Annotated in this window: 19 protein-coding genes; 3 read left to right on the plus strand and 16 right to left on the minus strand. The window is 38.8% G+C overall.

Going from position 1 to position 17,836, the window contains the following annotated elements:
- Positions 1-108 precede the first annotated feature (108 nt).
- Positions 109-474, minus strand: a complete 366-nt coding sequence (locus KJS44_RS11810) for a sporulation initiation factor Spo0A C-terminal domain-containing protein (RefSeq protein ID WP_008686973.1) — start codon at positions 472-474, stop codon at positions 109-111.
- A 244-nt stretch (positions 475-718) separates the two neighbouring features.
- Here KJS44_RS11810 and KJS44_RS11815 point away from each other — a divergent pair, with 244 nt between their 5' ends.
- A complete protein-coding gene (locus KJS44_RS11815) occupies positions 719-1,534 on the plus strand; it encodes a MerR family transcriptional regulator (protein ID WP_008686971.1) in 816 nt (271 codons plus the stop codon).
- Positions 1,535-1,792: 258 nt separating this feature from the next.
- On the opposite strand, the gene KJS44_RS11820 is transcribed toward KJS44_RS11815, so the two are convergent.
- Genes KJS44_RS11820 through KJS44_RS11835 form a run of 4 tightly spaced genes read right to left on the minus strand, consistent with a single transcriptional unit; the run spans position 1,793 to position 4,244 of the window.
- Positions 1,793-2,302 (minus strand): HAD domain-containing protein, encoded by a 510-nt coding sequence (locus KJS44_RS11820; protein WP_008686969.1) that lies wholly within the window; start codon positions 2,300-2,302, stop codon positions 1,793-1,795.
- A gap of 48 nt (positions 2,303-2,350) precedes the next feature.
- Entirely contained in the window at positions 2,351-3,007 is a 657-nt protein-coding gene (locus KJS44_RS11825) for an ABC-2 transporter permease (RefSeq protein WP_008686968.1), read from the minus strand.
- 1 nt (position 3,008) lies between these two features.
- Complete coding sequence (locus KJS44_RS11830; RefSeq protein WP_008686966.1) at positions 3,009-3,866, minus strand: ABC transporter ATP-binding protein; 858 nt, start codon at positions 3,864-3,866, stop codon at positions 3,009-3,011.
- Positions 3,867-3,869: 3 nt separating this feature from the next.
- Entirely contained in the window at positions 3,870-4,244 is a 375-nt protein-coding gene (locus KJS44_RS11835) for a GntR family transcriptional regulator (protein ID WP_008686965.1), read from the minus strand.
- 127 nt (positions 4,245-4,371) lie between these two features.
- On the opposite strand from KJS44_RS11835, the gene KJS44_RS11840 reads away from it, so the two are divergent.
- Positions 4,372-5,115: an SDR family oxidoreductase gene (locus KJS44_RS11840; protein WP_008686963.1), complete on the plus strand. Its 744-nt coding sequence runs from the start codon at positions 4,372-4,374 to the stop codon at positions 5,113-5,115.
- A gap of 511 nt (positions 5,116-5,626) precedes the next feature.
- On the plus strand, positions 5,627-5,953 hold the full coding sequence (locus tag KJS44_RS11845; protein ID WP_008686960.1) for a helix-turn-helix transcriptional regulator: 327 nt from the start codon (positions 5,627-5,629) through the stop codon (positions 5,951-5,953).
- A gap of 27 nt (positions 5,954-5,980) precedes the next feature.
- Here KJS44_RS11845 and KJS44_RS11850 read toward each other — a convergent pair whose 3' ends face one another.
- From KJS44_RS11850 to KJS44_RS11900, 11 genes are all read right to left on the minus strand, one after another.
- Positions 5,981-6,295, minus strand: coding sequence for an AzlD domain-containing protein (locus tag KJS44_RS11850; protein WP_008686958.1), 315 nt, complete (start codon positions 6,293-6,295; stop codon positions 5,981-5,983).
- Entirely contained in the window at positions 6,288-7,001 is a 714-nt protein-coding gene (locus KJS44_RS11855) for an AzlC family ABC transporter permease (RefSeq protein WP_008686957.1), read from the minus strand. Before KJS44_RS11855 ends, KJS44_RS11850 begins: the two co-directional genes overlap by 8 nt.
- A 263-nt stretch (positions 7,002-7,264) precedes the next feature.
- Positions 7,265-7,738, minus strand: a complete 474-nt coding sequence (gene tnpA, locus KJS44_RS11860) for an IS200/IS605 family transposase (RefSeq protein ID WP_008686955.1) — start codon at positions 7,736-7,738, stop codon at positions 7,265-7,267.
- A gap of 178 nt (positions 7,739-7,916) precedes the next feature.
- Positions 7,917-8,519 (minus strand): hypothetical protein, encoded by a 603-nt coding sequence (locus tag KJS44_RS11865; RefSeq protein ID WP_008686953.1) that lies wholly within the window; start codon positions 8,517-8,519, stop codon positions 7,917-7,919.
- Positions 8,520-8,807: 288 nt separating this feature from the next.
- Positions 8,808-9,494 (minus strand): PAQR family membrane homeostasis protein TrhA, encoded by a 687-nt coding sequence (gene trhA / locus KJS44_RS11870; RefSeq protein WP_008686952.1) that lies wholly within the window; start codon positions 9,492-9,494, stop codon positions 8,808-8,810.
- Between the two features lie 48 nt (positions 9,495-9,542).
- On the minus strand, positions 9,543-13,298 hold the full coding sequence (locus tag KJS44_RS11875; RefSeq protein ID WP_226896760.1) for an Ig-like domain-containing protein: 3,756 nt from the start codon (positions 13,296-13,298) through the stop codon (positions 9,543-9,545).
- A 29-nt stretch (positions 13,299-13,327) separates the two neighbouring features.
- Positions 13,328-13,747, minus strand: coding sequence for a hypothetical protein (locus KJS44_RS11880; RefSeq protein ID WP_008686948.1), 420 nt, complete (start codon positions 13,745-13,747; stop codon positions 13,328-13,330).
- Positions 13,722-15,395, minus strand: coding sequence for a serine/threonine protein kinase (locus KJS44_RS11885; RefSeq protein WP_008686946.1), 1,674 nt, complete (start codon positions 15,393-15,395; stop codon positions 13,722-13,724). Before KJS44_RS11885 ends, KJS44_RS11880 begins: the two co-directional genes overlap by 26 nt.
- Before the next feature lie 162 nt (positions 15,396-15,557).
- Complete coding sequence (locus KJS44_RS11890; RefSeq protein ID WP_008686944.1) at positions 15,558-16,073, minus strand: transcription repressor NadR; 516 nt, start codon at positions 16,071-16,073, stop codon at positions 15,558-15,560.
- A gap of 15 nt (positions 16,074-16,088) precedes the next feature.
- Complete coding sequence (locus tag KJS44_RS11895; protein WP_008686942.1) at positions 16,089-16,913, minus strand: HAD family hydrolase; 825 nt, start codon at positions 16,911-16,913, stop codon at positions 16,089-16,091.
- Positions 16,914-16,956: 43 nt separating this feature from the next.
- Positions 16,957-17,787 (minus strand): Cof-type HAD-IIB family hydrolase, encoded by an 831-nt coding sequence (locus KJS44_RS11900; protein ID WP_008686941.1) that lies wholly within the window; start codon positions 17,785-17,787, stop codon positions 16,957-16,959.
- Positions 17,788-17,836 lie beyond the last annotated feature (49 nt).

The raw sequence follows: 17,836 nt of genomic DNA on the forward strand, positions 1-17,836 counted from the left end.
TACACCCTCTTGCGAACCCCCCCTATTTCTAGTATAATGGCAAACAAAAAGCAGCAATGCACTTACAATAGCGAAATAGTGCATCACTGCTGGTCTTTGTCTAGTATCTTACATATGCTTAATGTTTAAATAATCCACCAAAAGAGCAATAAACTCCTTGTTTGTAGGACGAGCTTTACGGCCGTCAATCGTGTTATGAAAAATACGCATGATTTCTTCCGTGTTGCCGCGTAGCCAAGTAATTTCAATAGCAGCACGGATCACGCGTTCTACGCTTTGCATAGAAGTTTGATGGCGCTCTGCAATTGTTGCGTATACACCATCCATCATATGGTCTAGCAATGAAGCATCATGATAAACCATATGTATAGCTTCCCTTACGTAATAAAAGCCTTTGACATGTGCAGGCATTCCAATATCGCGAAGGACATCAGTAATTTCCATTATAATTGCTTTTTTTGTTTCTTTGATCATTCTATGTTTCCCCCTCGTATACGCTAGACAAAGACCAAAGTTACTATATGAATTTTAAGGTATAAATAAAAGTCGATATACGTCGATTATTGAAATTTCCAGAAAATCAATTTTTCATTATACATATACCGTAACTATCCCTATATCTGTAACTATTTATAGCCACTTTCGGGATATTGACGTCCTTTGACACTTATACTATCATATACAAAAGAGCAAAGTTCAGCGCGAATGGAGTAGAATTATGAAGAAAAAGAAGAACTATTTAACAGCCGGAGAATTTGCGAAAATCTGTGGAGTAGCCAAACATGTCTTATTTCATTATGATGAAATTCATCTGTTTCAACCGGCTTATAGAGATGAGCATGGCTATCGCTATTATTCGTATCATCAATATGACACCTTTTTGGTTATTACCAATCTGAAAAAGATGGGGATGTCTCTTTCGGCTATTCGAATCTATCTGAAACAACGTGATCCGCAAATGTTTTTACGTTTGTTAGATGAAAAATATGCGGATATTGATTCACAAATCGCACAGCTGGAAAGCATTAAGCGCATGATGAACTGGATGCAGCAAGCAACAACTTCGGCACTTGCACATCAGCATGATGAAATCGGTGTCGTCACATTGCCAAATGCCACTTTATTATGTAGTAAGGACATGGAAAACGCCACAGATCGCAGTTTCGCCAATTATATGGAAGAATATATTCACTTTGTGAAAGAGCATCATATCGCTGTTCAAGAAAGTGTCGGTACGATGGTCAGAATTGAAAATATCCGCAAACAGGATAACTTTAATTTTTCCTATCTCTATCAGATCGTTGCCGAATATGACCATCAACAATTAAAAAAACGCGCAAGGGGTAACTATTTATGTGGTTGGCATAAAGGCAGTTATCAATACATTCAGCAAACATATGATAAGATGCTGGCCTACACAGATAATAAAGGATATGTGTTAGGTGAATTTGCCTATGAAGAATATCTGATTGCTGATATTGCACAGCGTGAAGAAGATGGCTATGTAACGAAAATATTATTGGAAATTCTATAACTTGTTAAATCAATTTTGTCTCATAGAAGTTGCTCATGCCACCTAAGAAATAAACGAAAAAGCTACTGATTATGCTTCCAAGGAAGGATCAGCAAACAAAACACGCAAAAAAACAGCACATATTTTGTGCTGTCTTGATAACAAATAGTAAGCAGAGAATGCTAGTATCATCCTAAGCATTCCTATTCAATTATTATATATAGAAAGATATCCTACTCGTATTATAGATAATAAGCATTTTATCTCATGTATATGAACTTAATGTGATAAAACATTGAGTGCTTTCTGATAGCAGGCTTCATCAAAAAGATCCGGACAGGTGATGGCATGCTCATGAAATTCATTTTCCATATTTAAATCATCGACAACGATATACTGTGTAATATTGGGATGATCTTTTAGGTATGCTCGAATGGCCGGAGTTTTTAAAAAGCCATAGTCATTGCTTGTGCTATCAACAATGGCATCCTGCAATGCATAAAAGGCAAACAAGGCTTTTAACTGGGGCAGGGTATGCGAGAATTTCCAGGATGAGCTGATAACAATAACAGCATTGCTTTTCTGAATAAGCGTTTTTAGCAGCTGTATTGCACTATGAGCAAACCCATTCTGCGCACAGGCTAAATCATAATCCGATAAATCACGTATCGCTGCACATTGATAATGCTTCACTAGCTGTTCGCGGTCAAAACGAAATGTTGTATATGGGGAAATACGTTTACGACAGGGATATAATACACCATCGATATCAAGGAAGATCACCTTCATACGATCGCCTTCTTTCCCTTTCATTATAACACCAATACATCCATCCTTTTAAAACTCTTTTTGTTTCATAAGATGCATGGAAGATAGGGCACTGATCAACAGAATAAACAAAGCGCCAAGAAAGCTTACAGGCAATAGCCAGTCTTTGAAATCATGCAGGAAGATAAAGAAATTTTGGGGCAATATACCGCCAATATGCGAAATGACAAAACTACCCAAAAAGCCTAACAGCATGAAACAGATTATAATCAATACGCGTGCTTTCATAGAGCCGTATTTGATGATCATAGGCAGCATGATGGCATTTAAAAACAGCATTGCTATGGCAACTCCACAGCATTCAGCAAGAAATCCAGACAATTCAACCGTTTGAAAATGTTCTTGTGAAAACATTAAGATCAGTGCGCCTAAAACCATCGACAACAGCATACTGGCAAAGATGCAGACCAGTGCTAACACATATTTAGAAATCACCATATCTTTACGATTGATGGGGAGGGTCATCGCAAAGCTGTCAAAATTACTTTGTTCATCATAAGCAAAGGCGCTGATTGTCGCAAACATACCGATAAAAGCCGGCAGAAATTGTAGCATTCCTAAAGAATGTTGGCTATAGGATATAACAATCGCTAAGATCGGTAAAATCGTATAAATACGGAAAAGCGTTGCTAAATTATAAATATCCTTTAAAATTAATCCTTTCATGCTATTTTTCTCCTTTCACCATAAACACCAAAATATCTTCTAAACTTGCTGGATCCATAACGGCATTCGGATGCTGAAGCATCACACGCTGACGATCTTTTACCAACACATCAACAGCAAACGCATTCACGCGATAGGCAAGATAATCGTGATGATCCAATTTCATCAGCTCTTCCTTCGTACAATGCCAGATGCCATAAGTATCTAATAAGGCATCCTTTTCCGTACTCAATAACATTTTTCCTTCATGTAGAAAGGTAACATAGTCACAGCATTTTTCAATATCGGATGTAATATGACTGGAAATTAAAACGGCATGCTCTTCATCTTGAATAAAATCTAATAAGATATCTAAAATTTCTTCTCTGGCAACCGGATCAAGACCACTTGTCGCCTCATCCAGTAATAACAGCTGTGCTTGATGAGACAAGGCAATCGCTATTTGCAGCTTCATCTTCATGCCGCGCGAAAACTGTTTATTGCTTTTATCAAGCGGTAAACGAAATTCCTTTAGATAGTTGTGAAATGCTGTTGTATCCCATTGTTGATAAATGGATGACAGCACTTTATCCATCTGTTGGGGCGTCATGTTTTCGGGAAAGCTGGCTTCACTGAACACCGTACCAATCTTTTCTTTAATGTTTCGCTCATCTTCACTTAAGGATGAATGAAATATTTCCACTTGCCCTTCATCCACATGAATCATACCTAAAATGGTCTTTAACAATGTGGTTTTTCCTGCACCATTCTCGCCAATCAGTCCCATAATACAGCCCTTTGGTAAAGCTAATGTTATATCTTGCAGACAAAAACGTCCATAATTCTTTGTTACATGCTGCATTGATAGTATGTGTTCCATACGTTATTCCTCCTTGTATAGAAGTGTCATAATATCCAGCAGTTCTTCCAGTGTCATGCCATTCATTCTGGCTGTTTCACACGCTTTTTCTAAAAGTGCTTCGATCTGCCGATAACGTTCTTCACGAATCAATTCTTTATCTTTTCCTGCCACAAAGCTGCCTTTGCCAGTGATGGTTTCAATGAACCCTTCTTTTTCTAATTCCTCATAAGCACGCTTTGTTGTGATTACCGAAATACGAAGTTCCTTTGCTAGCGTTCGCATTGATGGAAGAGCGTCCCCTTCTTTCAAGACATCTGTCATGATCAGCTGCTTGATCTGTGCGACGATTTGTTCATAAATCGGTTTCCCACTGGAATTGCTGATGATGATATTCATAAACTACCTCCCGGGTGTCAATATTGTATATATTGACTATATACAATATAACACCGTGTATATCGTCTGTCAACAGGTATGAGAAAAAAAACCTTGCCCATACTAACACATGCAAGGAGGTTTGATCATGGATATGAATCTTTATGGAAAAGTAGCATTGGTGAGTGGCTGTTCCCAAGGCTTAGGCTATCATGCTGCACTTGCCTTAGCGAAACAAGGAGCAGATATCTTTGGCGTCAGTATCGGCGATGACAGTTCTCTGAAAAAAGCAATCGAGGCAACCGGTCGTAACTATCATTCTTTTACTATATCCTTAACAACACCAGGAGCTATCCATCAGGTGATGAAAGAGGCTTTAGCAGCCTATGGGCATATTGATATATTATTAAACTATGCGGCAATTTTAAAAAAAGAAGAAACTTTAGAACTAACCAAACTGGAATGGAACAGTGCTTATGATATTAATGTAAGTGCAGCCTTCTTTCTCTCCTTAGAAGTCATACGACAATTCCAAAAGCAAGGACATGGCGGAAAAATTATTAACGCCACCGGCATTTTGCCAAGACATACCTCAGCGTATTGTGCTTATGCCATCAGTAATGGTGCCATTGAGGCCATGACGCGTTATCTGGCAATGGAATTTGGCAAAGATCAGATACAGGTAAACGCCATTCAATATGGTTTCATGAGCTGTGGCAGTACGTTGCAGGGCGAAAAAGAAGAATGGGATACTTCTTTATTAACAGCAATCCCTATTGGCAGATGGGGAATGGATCAAGATAGCGATGGACTTGTTACCCTGTTGGCAAGCGATGCTTCTAATTATATCACAGGAGTTTGCATTCCGGTGGATGGCGGTTATTCCATATAACGCACTGATGAAAAACAGTTATGAAGAATAGAGGATTATCATACGGTAATCCTTTTTTTATACAACACATCTAACAAATTGAATGATCAGATCGCAATGTATATTGTGCATCATGAAAACAACAATGATAAACTTTATCAAATTTACGATGACAACTAGCAAACGCATCGTTCTTTCAGTTACTTGATAAGCTGTTTGAAAACAAAGGCAAAGATTAATCTTTATTTGCTATGGATAAGGAAGCTAACGGATGAAAAAAGCGAACAATAAAACTAGCAGAATGCCAGAAAGTAAGGCTAATACTAAAACAGCATAGGCCATGATTATATCCTTTTGTTCTGGTTTCATCAAAACCACCTCTATGCTTATGTATGCCGCTTTTTATGCTTACGTATAGGCAGATTAAAGAAAAATTATAATATTTTATGGAAAAATATTGCTTTTGTTTCATCTTTCTAATTTTACCTTTTCTATCCGTTATAATAGGTAAATAAAGGGAGGAGGAGATCTTATGGTGGGAAACTACGGGGAAATTATAAAAGAAGCCTTAGCGATCAATAATATGACGCAAAAACAACTAGCAAAAAAGCTCCATTTATCCCCGCAGACAATCAACAGCCTGCTGCAGGGAAGGACATCCATACGCTTAGATGACTTTTTCATGATTGCGGAAATACTGCACTTAGATCCAGGTAAAATTTTTACTACCGATAATGAAGATGCAAAAGCCATTGATGCCTATTTATCCGCAGCAATTCACAAACTGGACGATTATCAGCGTGAATTAATTTTAGCATTATTACGCTATTTCCATCATGTAAACAAACGTTTAAAATAGGCTGTGACAACTATGCACAGCCTTTCTTTATGATAGCAATGGGAAAACCAAATCAACTAGATATACCATAATACAAGCAGCCACTGCCACACTTAACAATCCCTTACCTTTGTATGCCAGATATAAGGCTATCAAACAACCGGCAGTAGATGCCAGAACACTGCCTCCGCTGGTAAAAATGGCTGGAAAGGTCATTGCGCCTAACACCGCATAAGGTACATAGAAAAGAAATGATTTTATAAAAGGACTTTTGATTTCCTTCTGAAAAAAAGTCAAGGGCACCATACGAATCAGATAGGTTACCAGTGCCATAACAACCATATAAGGAAGATAGTTATTCATGAGACACCTCCTCCACCGGGAACAGCCAAGCGCCAAAGCCGGCAGCACAAACGGTGCAGATAATAATAACAAAACCGGAAGAGATCGGTAAAAAGGAAGCACATGCTGAAAAGAGGCAGCTCAGCGCTATCGCTAAGATCAAAACTTTGCGAACACTCTTTAACTTTTTGGCGGGAGGAATGATAATGGCTAAAAACATACCATAAATCGCAATACCTAAAGCACTTCGCAGACTTTCCGGCATTAAAGTGGTAAATGCTCCGCCTAACAAAGTTCCCATTGTCCAGCAGAAAACAGGAAATAGGATAAGACCAGACATATACCATTTTCCTACTCTTTCATAGGTAGAGCTTGCTAAAGCAAATATTTCATCGGTAACACCATAAGCAATCAAAGCTCGCTCATATGTTTTCATATGCTTGTCTACCTTCTGTGTTAAAGATAAGGACATTAAGGCATAGCGTAGATTAATGATAAATTGCGATAGCGCCAATTCTAGTAAAGAAGCACTCTCCAACATCAAAGATAAGGCACTGAATTGTCCGGCACTGGTAAGATTGGTGAGCGATATCATTACAGCTACCTCTACAGGAACTCCATTGGAAACCGCCATCATACCAAACGTAAAGGATACAGATAAATATCCTAAGCCAATCGGAATGCCATCTTTTAATCCCTGTGAAAAATGATTTTCAACAACTTCCATATCCTCACTCCCCTTATTCTTTAGGCATTATTATACAGGAAAGCAGATGGATTTTAAAGTGTGAATTTTAAGCCAAAAGTCTTTCATAAGAATGTCGTTTCTTTTCCGATGCAAATTACAAAATGTTTTGTTATCGAATGCATGGATGAATCATATAAATAAATATCCACCAGCTTAGCTGGTGGTTTTTACGTAATCGCCCCAAGGGGCTCAGATTCAGGCTACGCTTACCAGCGTAACAATACGGTCTGGCATTTGCATTTCTATTTCTTATTACCCGTAAACGGGTCTTCTATATCCAGTGTCAATTGTTCACTTAGTTCATCTTCTTTTAATTGATTTTTTATATATGCTTCAATTACTTTGTCATTCTTTCCTGCTGTATCTACATAATATCCTCTACACCAAAATGATCGATTCCTATATTTATATTTCATATTCCCCCATTTCTGATAGATCATAATACTACTTTTCCCTTTCAGAAATCCCATAAATCCTGATACTGTCATTTTAGGTGGGATTTCAACTAGCATATGCACATGATCTGGGCATACTTCTGCTGTTATAATTTTCACACCTTTCCACTCGCATAATTCTCTCAGTATTGCTCCTATTTCTAGTCGCTTTTCTCCATAAAAAACTTTTCTTCTATACTTTGGCGCAAAGACTATGTGGTATTTGCAATTCCATGTGGTGTGTGATAAAGTATGTACGTCATTTAATGGATTATTATTCATTATTTGTCCTCCTTTTGATTTTTATGCAGTTGCCAGACCGCATTCTTATTCTATCAAAAGGAGTTTTATTTTTAAAGGCTCATCGCTAAAGCTCTACGGAACCCCCAGACTATCTGGGGGTTTTCTCATACAAGAAAAAGATTTGCTAGCACATATGCTTACAAATCTTATTTTACGTTTATGCTTTGGATGTTGTCTGTAATGCTTTTTCTTTACCAAATTTTAAATCTGCTTCCTTTACATTTGCTACAGCTGCAATGCTTCTGTTTTTAATAAGTACCTTCCAAACCGCAATGCTCAATACCATATCCACACAACTATGAACAATGGTTCCTACCCCTACTAATCCCATGACCATATACATAAAGTCAACCGTAGGATCACCAACATAAATAGGCAATACAATAGCAACCTCAAAGATACCGTGAAGAAGTGCTACCCCCAACATATACAACAGGCTCTTCCAAACATTATTTAAGGTTTCTGGATGCTTCTTTAAATAATAGGCACCAGCGAAAGCCCATACCACATGACTGAAAGCACGTAAAACAACCGGCATAGGAAAGCCATACAGCAAAAAGCCTAACGTTGTTCCACAAGCGGTAGCAACAGCGACAAATGGTGAAACAAACATTGCAATCATGATTGCAACATGGCTTGCCAGGGTAAAAGACATTGGCTCTAAAATGACTTTAATTGGTGAGATGATTGGTATCAAAATACCTACGGCAATCAATAGTGCCGATAACACCATTGTATGAATTTTATTACTTTGACTCATTTTCATTTCCTCCCAAATCTTGTTTACATGTGTCAAGACACATGTTATGACTATTATACTCCTGATGTTTAATTTGTCAAAGTCTTTTTCGCTTTTTCTTACATCCTAAAGGAAAACCTCTCTCATATTTCCATACGCCGATACCTAACCCATACGACTTGCTATCAATAAAGAGGAATCATAGAGTATACAATAGCACATGTAGGACAATCCCTGCTTCTTTTCACCAAAAGGTGCTTTTATCCATCAACCATAAGAAAAAAGACGATACACTGCGTATCGCCTGATTCATAAATATAGAAACAAATAAATGCCCAACCAGTGTAGGATGGCACCGCCTAACACGAATAGATGCCAAATAAAATGACTTCCTTTCCCATGTTTCGCAAAAGGAATCATCCCAATGGTATACACAATGCCACCGCCTAAGATCATCCAAAGCAGGTTTTGATTGTCTTTCCACAAACCGGGCAGAAACACCAAACCACTCCAACCAATCACAAAATATAACGTAAAATGTAACGCCGGCCACTTACCGGGTCCGAAAATAAGGATCATAATGATACCAAACAGGATGAGCAGCCACTGTATGATAAAAAAGCTAATTCCTAACGCATCGCCGCGATACACAAGTAAGATCGGCGCAAAGGTTCCTCCGATCAATAAATAAATGGAGGTGTAATCAAAACGTCGCCACAGATGTTTCACTTTTGATTCACTCTTAAAAGAATGGTATAGGCAGCTCATCAACATCATAAGAAACATACTAATGCCATAAATCAAAGCAGCCACGCATTTATTCATCGTATCCGCCTTTATCAGTAACATCACCATAGCGATAAGAGCAAATAAAGCGCCTGCCCCATGCGTGATGGCATTTCCTACCTCTTCCAAGATACTAAGCTTGGGTGGTTTATTTTTTTCGTAGAGCTGTTGTTTACGCTCTTCCTTTGTGAGCAAAGATTGCTTTTTCAAAATATCCCTTCTTACCGTTCAAGTATAGCACAAATTTAAGAACTTGTCTTATCGTGCATGCTTTCTTCTCTTATAGATATATGCGACACTTCCAACCAGAATGATGCCGGCGAACACATATCCATAAGGTTGGCCATTTGGTGTTTGAAGCGTATAAGAAGGATGGGGCAGTATGGTGATATCCTCACAGGAAATAGTTTGTATATTTCCCGCAGCATCTTCTGCGTACACATTCACCTGCTGAGGCAAAGAACTTTGATAAAGCATAAACGTATACATATCTTCCTTCTTTTCATACGCAAGTGCTTTTCCATTTACAAGAATTGTCACTTTCTTCAGCTGCATATTATCGCGTATGAATACCTGAACCTTACGCTTGTTTGCATCATAGCGTGTATGTGCATTAAGATTCATAAAATCAATTTGCGGTGCATTTTGATCCATCATAAACTTTACGATGGCATGTTTTGTATAAGCCGTATTATCATTTGCATTGCCCGCAGCATCCTTTGATAATAAATATACTTGATAACGGCCATTCTTTTGAAATAGCTTTTTAGGCAAATGATACGTATATTGATACCAATTGCCTTTGTTTTTCACAACCGTATATTCTTCTTTCTTTAGCTTTTGCACACTGCCATTCACACTAAGAAACACCTGTTGTTCAAGTAAGCGCGTAACATTGCTTTCTGTTATTTCAATAGCAAATGGATGACGATAATAAGCATTGGAAACCTTTGGCAGCTCATAGACAGAGCCAAAGCGATTCACACTGAATGTCAGTGTTTTTTCACTCTGATTTCCAGCACGATCTTTTGCCTTTACAGATACTGTATAAATACCATCAAATGTACGCTGAAAGGGGATGGAGGAAAATTGATATCGTAATTGTTTTCCCTGTTCTTTTACCTGATAAGCCAGCTTAGTCTTTGTTTGATTGGCACAAGTCAATGACACAGATACCAAATGTCGGTCAATAGCGGCATCGCGACAGATAATTACTGGCTTTACCATACCTTGGTAAGCTGTATTGGCGGTAACTCCCATGATTTCAATCTGAGGTTTTTGTGTATCAATAGTAAATGGCAAGATGGATATACTTTCACTTTTCTGCCCTGCTTTATCTTCTGCTTGCACCTGTAATTCATAAGTGCCATCTACGACAAAATCCAAATGAGTAAAATATCCATCTTTTCCTTTCTTCCATGGGGTTGGTTTAGGGAATTGCAGAAGTCTTTCTTGCTGTTTTGCGACTCCGTCTATCTTCATGCGTGCCGCATCAAAATGTGTCTCATCCACCTGAATGGTAATCCGTTGAGGCTGATGAAAAAATCCTTTTGTATTTCCACTATCCAAACGATCAATGGTTACTAGAGGTGGTTTGGTGTCAATCGTGAAGATGGTGTGTTGCTTTTTTGATGCCAGTTTTCCTGCATCATATGCCTGTAAAGCAAGCGCATAGGTTCCATCCTTTTGAAAAGAAAGTCTTGCTTCATAAATATCCTTAGATACTTTTTGCCAATGCAGATCCATTTGGATTTGCTTATGATCTTTTTGTATGTTAAGATCTACACCTTTTTCGATAAAGTTTTGTTCCTGTATTTGTAGGATCGCCGTCCGCTTTGTAAAATAACCGTTATCTGCACCTTCCTCTTTCTGATCTTCAAACAACAGGTTTACATTAGGAGCCATTGTATCCTTACAAAACGAAATGTGTACTGTATCTGTGCGATTGTGCCAATCCATCAGCACGACTTCCAACGTTGAATGATTACCTTTGGATGTGACAGCGATATCTGTTTCTAAAGAGGTAATAAGATTATGATTGACACCGGTAATATGAAAACTTTGTTCATCCTGTTTCAGCTTTTGATCTATCTGATATGCCTGTTTTGGCTGTAAATCACATAGGAGCTGATGCGTGTTTTCTTCATCGCCAAGCAAACGCCACGACACTTTTTGAATACCACTGTCTTTATCCTGCATTCGCAAATGAATGGTAATCGGCGCGGATTTTGTATATAAAGGCAAGCCTTCTATATCTTGATAAGGGGTATGGGGCAACTGATAAGAAAGATGTGGGTTAAGCTGATGACGTATGACAATTCCTTGGCTATGCACATACGCCTGGTGATTGCTTGCTTTGGAAGAATGATGACAATAATCTTGCGTCATCGCATACAGCCAGCCGCTAAAACCATCATCTAGTGGTATTGACAATCCTCCATGATCATCTGTTACATCCTTATGTATGTCACTTTTTACGCCCATAGCATCTATGGTATACCATTGAATAAAGGCAATACCACTGCTGGCTTCCCCATCCAGTGCTTGCACATAAACCGATAAAGGCTCCTCATAAAAAAGTTCTAATTGTGTTTTTGCTACCGGCTTATGCGTTTGTCCCTGTAAACGAAAAAAGGCAATGGTAGGGCGCTGATCATCTACATAACACGTATAACTTGTTTTGCTTATATTCCCCGCATGATCACTTCCTTCTACATAAAAGAAACAGGCGCCGTCTTTACGATATTGTAAAGGAATATCCGAAGTGCTAACCTTCATATGAAATTCCTCTTTGCGTTCATCATCCCATTGTTGTTTCTTCAAAAGATGATGTTGTTTGGTATAAATGCGCACCTCATAAATTCCTGAGAGTGTATCTGTTCCTTGTATGGTAATCGGGACATGTTGATCTAGCCATATCACATCTTTATTCGCATATTGATGAGCAGTCGTAAGATCAGCACTTATATGCAACTGCATTGCCTGCTTTTCTAACAGGATATCATTGTGCGCAGCCTTTATATTAGAATTCTCTCTAGAAATTGGGATAACATCACTGCAATTGCCAACGGCATCTTCCAAGCTAAAAGAAATTGTCCCCTGCGCTTTTACCATTTCCTTTGGCAGTCGTACGACAAATACAGCATCTTCTTTCTGGGGATGCTGCGCAAAGTTAAGACAATCATTTTCAATTGGCAGTCCATCACTAAACAATGTCACCTTTGCGATGCCACTTCCCTCATCCATGATCGGAATGCGTATTGCAAACTCCTTCGCAAAACATGTTTGAAATAAAGTCGTGTGGGGCCGTCTGCCATCTCCATGAGGATCATAGAGGGTTATCTTTTCCCCACTGATAAGAGTAGGTATTGTTGTATCTATGTTTTGGACCTTCACCTCATAAGGTGCACTGAGATTTCCTTGCTCATCCTTGGCATAAAAGACATAGCGTCCATTGTTTACGATTGTAAAAACCGCTTCTTTTTGGAAGGGGCCTCCTTTTTCACCATAGGTTAGCTCTTGTGAAGTATTGCTATCATCAATCGCCGTTAGGCTAATAAGAATGGGATCTTTACTAAATTGGTAAGTGGATAAGGCTGCCTTCGTAATGATAGGTGCTTGCTTATCTTTTAGCTGTAAGACATTCTTTTCCTTATGATATACATAATCGAGCTTATCCTTTTGTAAACATATGGAAAAACGGTTCATTGTTTCTTCTTGCTCATCATGATGGATAAAAACCAAAACTTCCATACCTTTTTCCATTGCTGCATCATGGATAGGAAAAACAACCTTTCCATCCTCATTACTTAGCTGTGTAAAGGTCTGCAATGTTTCCTCTTCTTCATATTGCAATGTCACCTTTTGCTTCACGATTGGATCCTTTGTTTCATAATTCTTCCAAAGCTGAATGGTGAAACAAGGAGTTTCTTCATGTGCCTTCAAAAATGAGGTAGCACCACATACTACCATACCCATTACCAATATAACCAACCATCCATACCTTTTTCTCATGACATTTTCACCTTTCTTACTTACTCTTTTCATAAGGATACCTTACCCTCACGCTCTTCTCTTTTCCCTTCTTCTATATCTTCCTTTTGTACAACTGGCAGAATACAGGTTTGCGCAAGTGCATTGCACTTTTGCTCATCCTTTGTCAGCATCGTCGTTTCCAAACATATACGTCTTTGCTCTTTGTCTGATGTGTCCGTTTGTTTCATAAACGCTTGATGATAATGTTCATCTTGTGTTTTTTTCCAAGTCTGCTGATTAGGCATTCGCCAATAAACCTGTTCCTTTTTCCTTTTCCTTTGTTGGGACAGCTGTCGTTTCATCTTCCAGCCACTAAGTTGTGATAGTGCCGTATACACAGCCCAATGATGACATAGCCAAACAAACAACAGACATCCCATGATGCCTAACATCATACAGCCATCATGCAGTCTTTCCCATCGTTCCATCCTGTTTCTCCTTTTGACATGCCACATGTATTCGTGACGTCCCTTCTTCACACATTCGTAAGATCTCTGCTTTCAGCGCTTTTGTCTTAGGTGTGGTAGTATTTAATTGCATCACCTCTTCCTTGATTGTTTTCATTCTGAATAGCATCCTCTCTTCGCTGATGCCATCACGATGTAATCCTCTAGCATAATTCACTAATAAACAGACAAACATACGATCACTTTCCAACTCGACGATTTCTGCCGGTGCTTTCATTTGATGCTGCTGATACAGGTGTTCCATATCTTGATAACACCTTTGATACATACCGGCATCTTCCACCTCTTCCATACGCAGCGTAATCGTCTGATGAAATTTTGCAATATTGCCATATGCTTGCGCCAATGCATATGCCTGCGTTTTCACATGTGTATGTACCTTTGAAAACCAAAAGTAGGCTGCCTTCATACGTGATATAGATGGTTGTGCCTCCTGTTTTGTTTCGTAATAATACCAATACAACTTGCCAATCTGAAAACACAATTCTTCATAGAAAACATCTTCATGAGAAATATAAGGCTGTATGTTTCGTTTGAAATCAACCTCTTCCAAGAAAGTAAAACAACCATCCTGTGCATAGATTGCTACTACCTGCATATAGGCTTCTTTACGATGTGGCAACTCTTTCACCGCCTGATACAATTTCTGCTTTTGTTTATCCTCCCTTTTTTCCTGTAAAGCTGCTTCAAGCAAACCTTCATATGCCTGCGCATGCAATAGATGAGCATACGCATTTGCCCAAACACCACCCCCAAAACACAGCATGCAAAACAAAAGACATATACCCGTTAAACGCAAATGCAGCTTTTGTTTATGACGATAGTGCGTATCATATTCCTGTATATGAGAGAGCGCATATTGCACCTGTAAAATCGAAGCATATCGATTTTTTGGTTCTAATTCCATGCATTTTTGCATGATGTTTTGTAATCCGCTGGAGATTGTATCTGGCAAAGCTTGCATCTCCTTATGTAAAGGGGAACGTCCACAGGCCATATGATATAAAGTTGCCCCTAAAGAATAAATATCACTGCGACAATCACTTTGTTGGTCAATAGAAAACTGTTCAGGTGAAGCATACCCTTGCGTACCTAAGACGGTTGTATCTCGATCATTGTTAATTTGATAACGACGTGCAATTCCAAAATCAATCAGACACAGCTCTCCCTTTGGTTTTACCATAATATTACCGGGTTTTAGATCTCGATAAATAATGGGCGGTGACTGTTGATGAAGATATGCTAAGATATCGCATAATGCCACCCCCCATGCAATTATTCTAGCTTGTGGCGGTGGTCCATAATCGCGTATCATGGTTTCCATCGTTTCCCCTTCGATATAATCCATGACGATGCAAACTTCCTCACTTGTTTCAACAATATCAACAATGCGCGGTAAACCGGGATGATCAAGTTCTTTTAATAGATCCGCTTCTTTTGTCCAAGCCTGCATAAGGATGGAAGAAGAACTATGAGTTCTCTTCATCACCTTAATTGCCCACATCTTATGAATGTGCAAATCCATAGCCAAGTACACTATTGACATACCGCCTTTACCGATTTCTTTTAAAATTTCATACTTATTAGCTAAACGCATCCCTTCTTTCATACCTTACACCTCTTTCTTACAAACTCCCCTTGCATATGTATATACGACATGACATCATAAAAAGCGTAAAAAAGGCCAAAAAAAAACGCGAGTTTTTATTCGCGTTGTCCTTTCTCTTCCTTTTTGATAAAAAGCAATTGTTCCTCATAAGCGTCTTATTAGCTATCGTTTATATAAAAATCCTTTTTCATCCAAACGCTGAATAATGCGTGTATAGACTTCTTCACTTGGACATTGCAGTGTATGCAAATGTAAACCATTGGTCAGATTTGATAATGGTTTTGCCCTATTTTCACAAACATTTTTATAAAACTGCTGAGCATCATAGCGAGAGGCAATATGTAACTGCCCGGATAATTGCCCATAAATCGGATGTTCGACAATTACATCAACTAGTGTTCCCCCTAAATCAATGATCGTATAGATTTCATCCATCATCTGTTCAGCCGTATGATCTACGGCAATCGTCTTTCTAATGCCACTGGCTTCTTTAACATCACATACATAACCACGCGGTGTTGCTATGATATGATGCCCTGCTGCTCTAAGCAAAGCCACATCACCGACGATGATCTGACGCGATACATGAGCAAGTGTTGCCAACGCGCTAGCTGAAACCGGTTTTTCACTTTGCTTAATATGTGTCAGAATAAGCTTTCTGCGTTCACTGGATTCCATACATCTTCCTCCTTTTCATGATGCAAAGATAAATTTTTGAATTGCTTCTGCGACAGCATCTTCATTACAATTCGCCTTGGTAACATAATCACTGATAGCTTGAATCTCTGCTACGGCATTGGCCACCGCAACTGCCACACCAGCATCCTTCAACATCGCATAATCATTCAGATTATCTCCGATTGCCATAGTATCTTCGATAGCAATTCCCAGATGTGCAGCTAATTCTCTCAAGCCCAATCCTTTATCAACACCAATGGCATTTAATTCTAAATAGCGATTACTGGAATATGATACACTGACTTTATCCTTTGTAATGGGTTTCATCTGTTTTGCTATTTGTTGTAAATATGTCATATCCGTATTTTGAAATAAGATTTTCGCAATTGGTGTATCCTTTAAAAACGCCAACGATGTCTCTTCACAAATAATACTATCCGGCTTAAACATAAACAGCCACTTCTTTTCATCTTCATTTAAATGGAAGGCATAAACATCTTTATCCGTAAACACTTGAATACAGACATTAGCTTCATAACCAAATTGAAACAGTTCACAAGCCAAAGCAAAAGGCAATGCGTGAAATTGTAACTTCTGATAATCTTTTGCAGTGCATAGGATTCCACCATTGTTACTGATGATATAGGCATCTTCTTGATCACGTAATGCTAAGGTGTCTAACACATCATCAATACAAGTATAACCGCGTCCGGTAGCAGGTACAAAGAGTACACCATATTCATCCTTTGCCCGTTGTATTGCTATCCGATTTTTCTCGGATATTTTCTTATCGCTGTTTAACAGCGTTTCATCTAAATCACATGCGATCAATTTGATCATCGTCATTCCTCCCATTTTCTATTCCCTATTATAGCACATATCCTTATGACTCTACACAAAGGGCATGCTCTTGCATCCATCTTGCGACGCCATCCTCCTCATTGCTGCCTATGACACCATCGCTTTGTTGTTTCAGTTCCTCAATAGCATTGTCAACGGCATAAGCTTCATCTGCAACCTGAAACATCGGCAAATCATTTATGGCATCACCAAAGCAGACCACATGATCAAAGCCACCAAGTTCCTTTAATTTTAAAATAGCATTCGCTTTACTAGCGGTCGCCGGCATCACTTCCAGCCAATATTCTTCTCTGCCTAGTTCTCTTTGAAAAGTAATAGTAAATGTATCTAAGGCACATAGCTGTTCGTAAATAGGTTGTAAGGCTTCTTTGTCATTGATGAAGGTCACATAGAAACTATCCCCATCCAACAGCTGTTGTGCGGATACGATTGATCGAAAGCGTTTATCATCCATACGACTGTTTCGATAATGCCAACCCCCGGGATGCAAAGTGTCCGGCAGATAGGATACACGTTCTACGCCATTGATATACGCATAGACAAAAGGATACTGCCGGTAGGCATCACCAATTCGCAAAATTTGTTCCAGCTGTTGCTTTGTAAATTCCTGCTGTGCAAGGATATGGTGATCCTTCGCATCCAATACATATACACCATTATATACAATTAGTGGAAGTTTCAGCTGTAAGCCTTTTGTGACCTTGGCTGCTGAATGTAAGGATCGTGCCGTGGCAAACGTAAATGCTACCCCTTTTTTGATTAATGTGTTTAAAATAGATAAACTCTGTTCACTGATCGAACTGTTTTCATTTAACAACGTACCATCCAAATCACTCACATATAAGACTTTCATCTTGATCTCCTGTTCTTTCTTAGCAATTAAATTCTACATTCTGCTTATA

It is taken from the genome of Longicatena caecimuris (assembly GCF_018406465.1).
GTDB lineage: Bacteria > Bacillota_I > Bacilli_A > Erysipelotrichales > Erysipelotrichaceae > Longicatena > Longicatena caecimuris.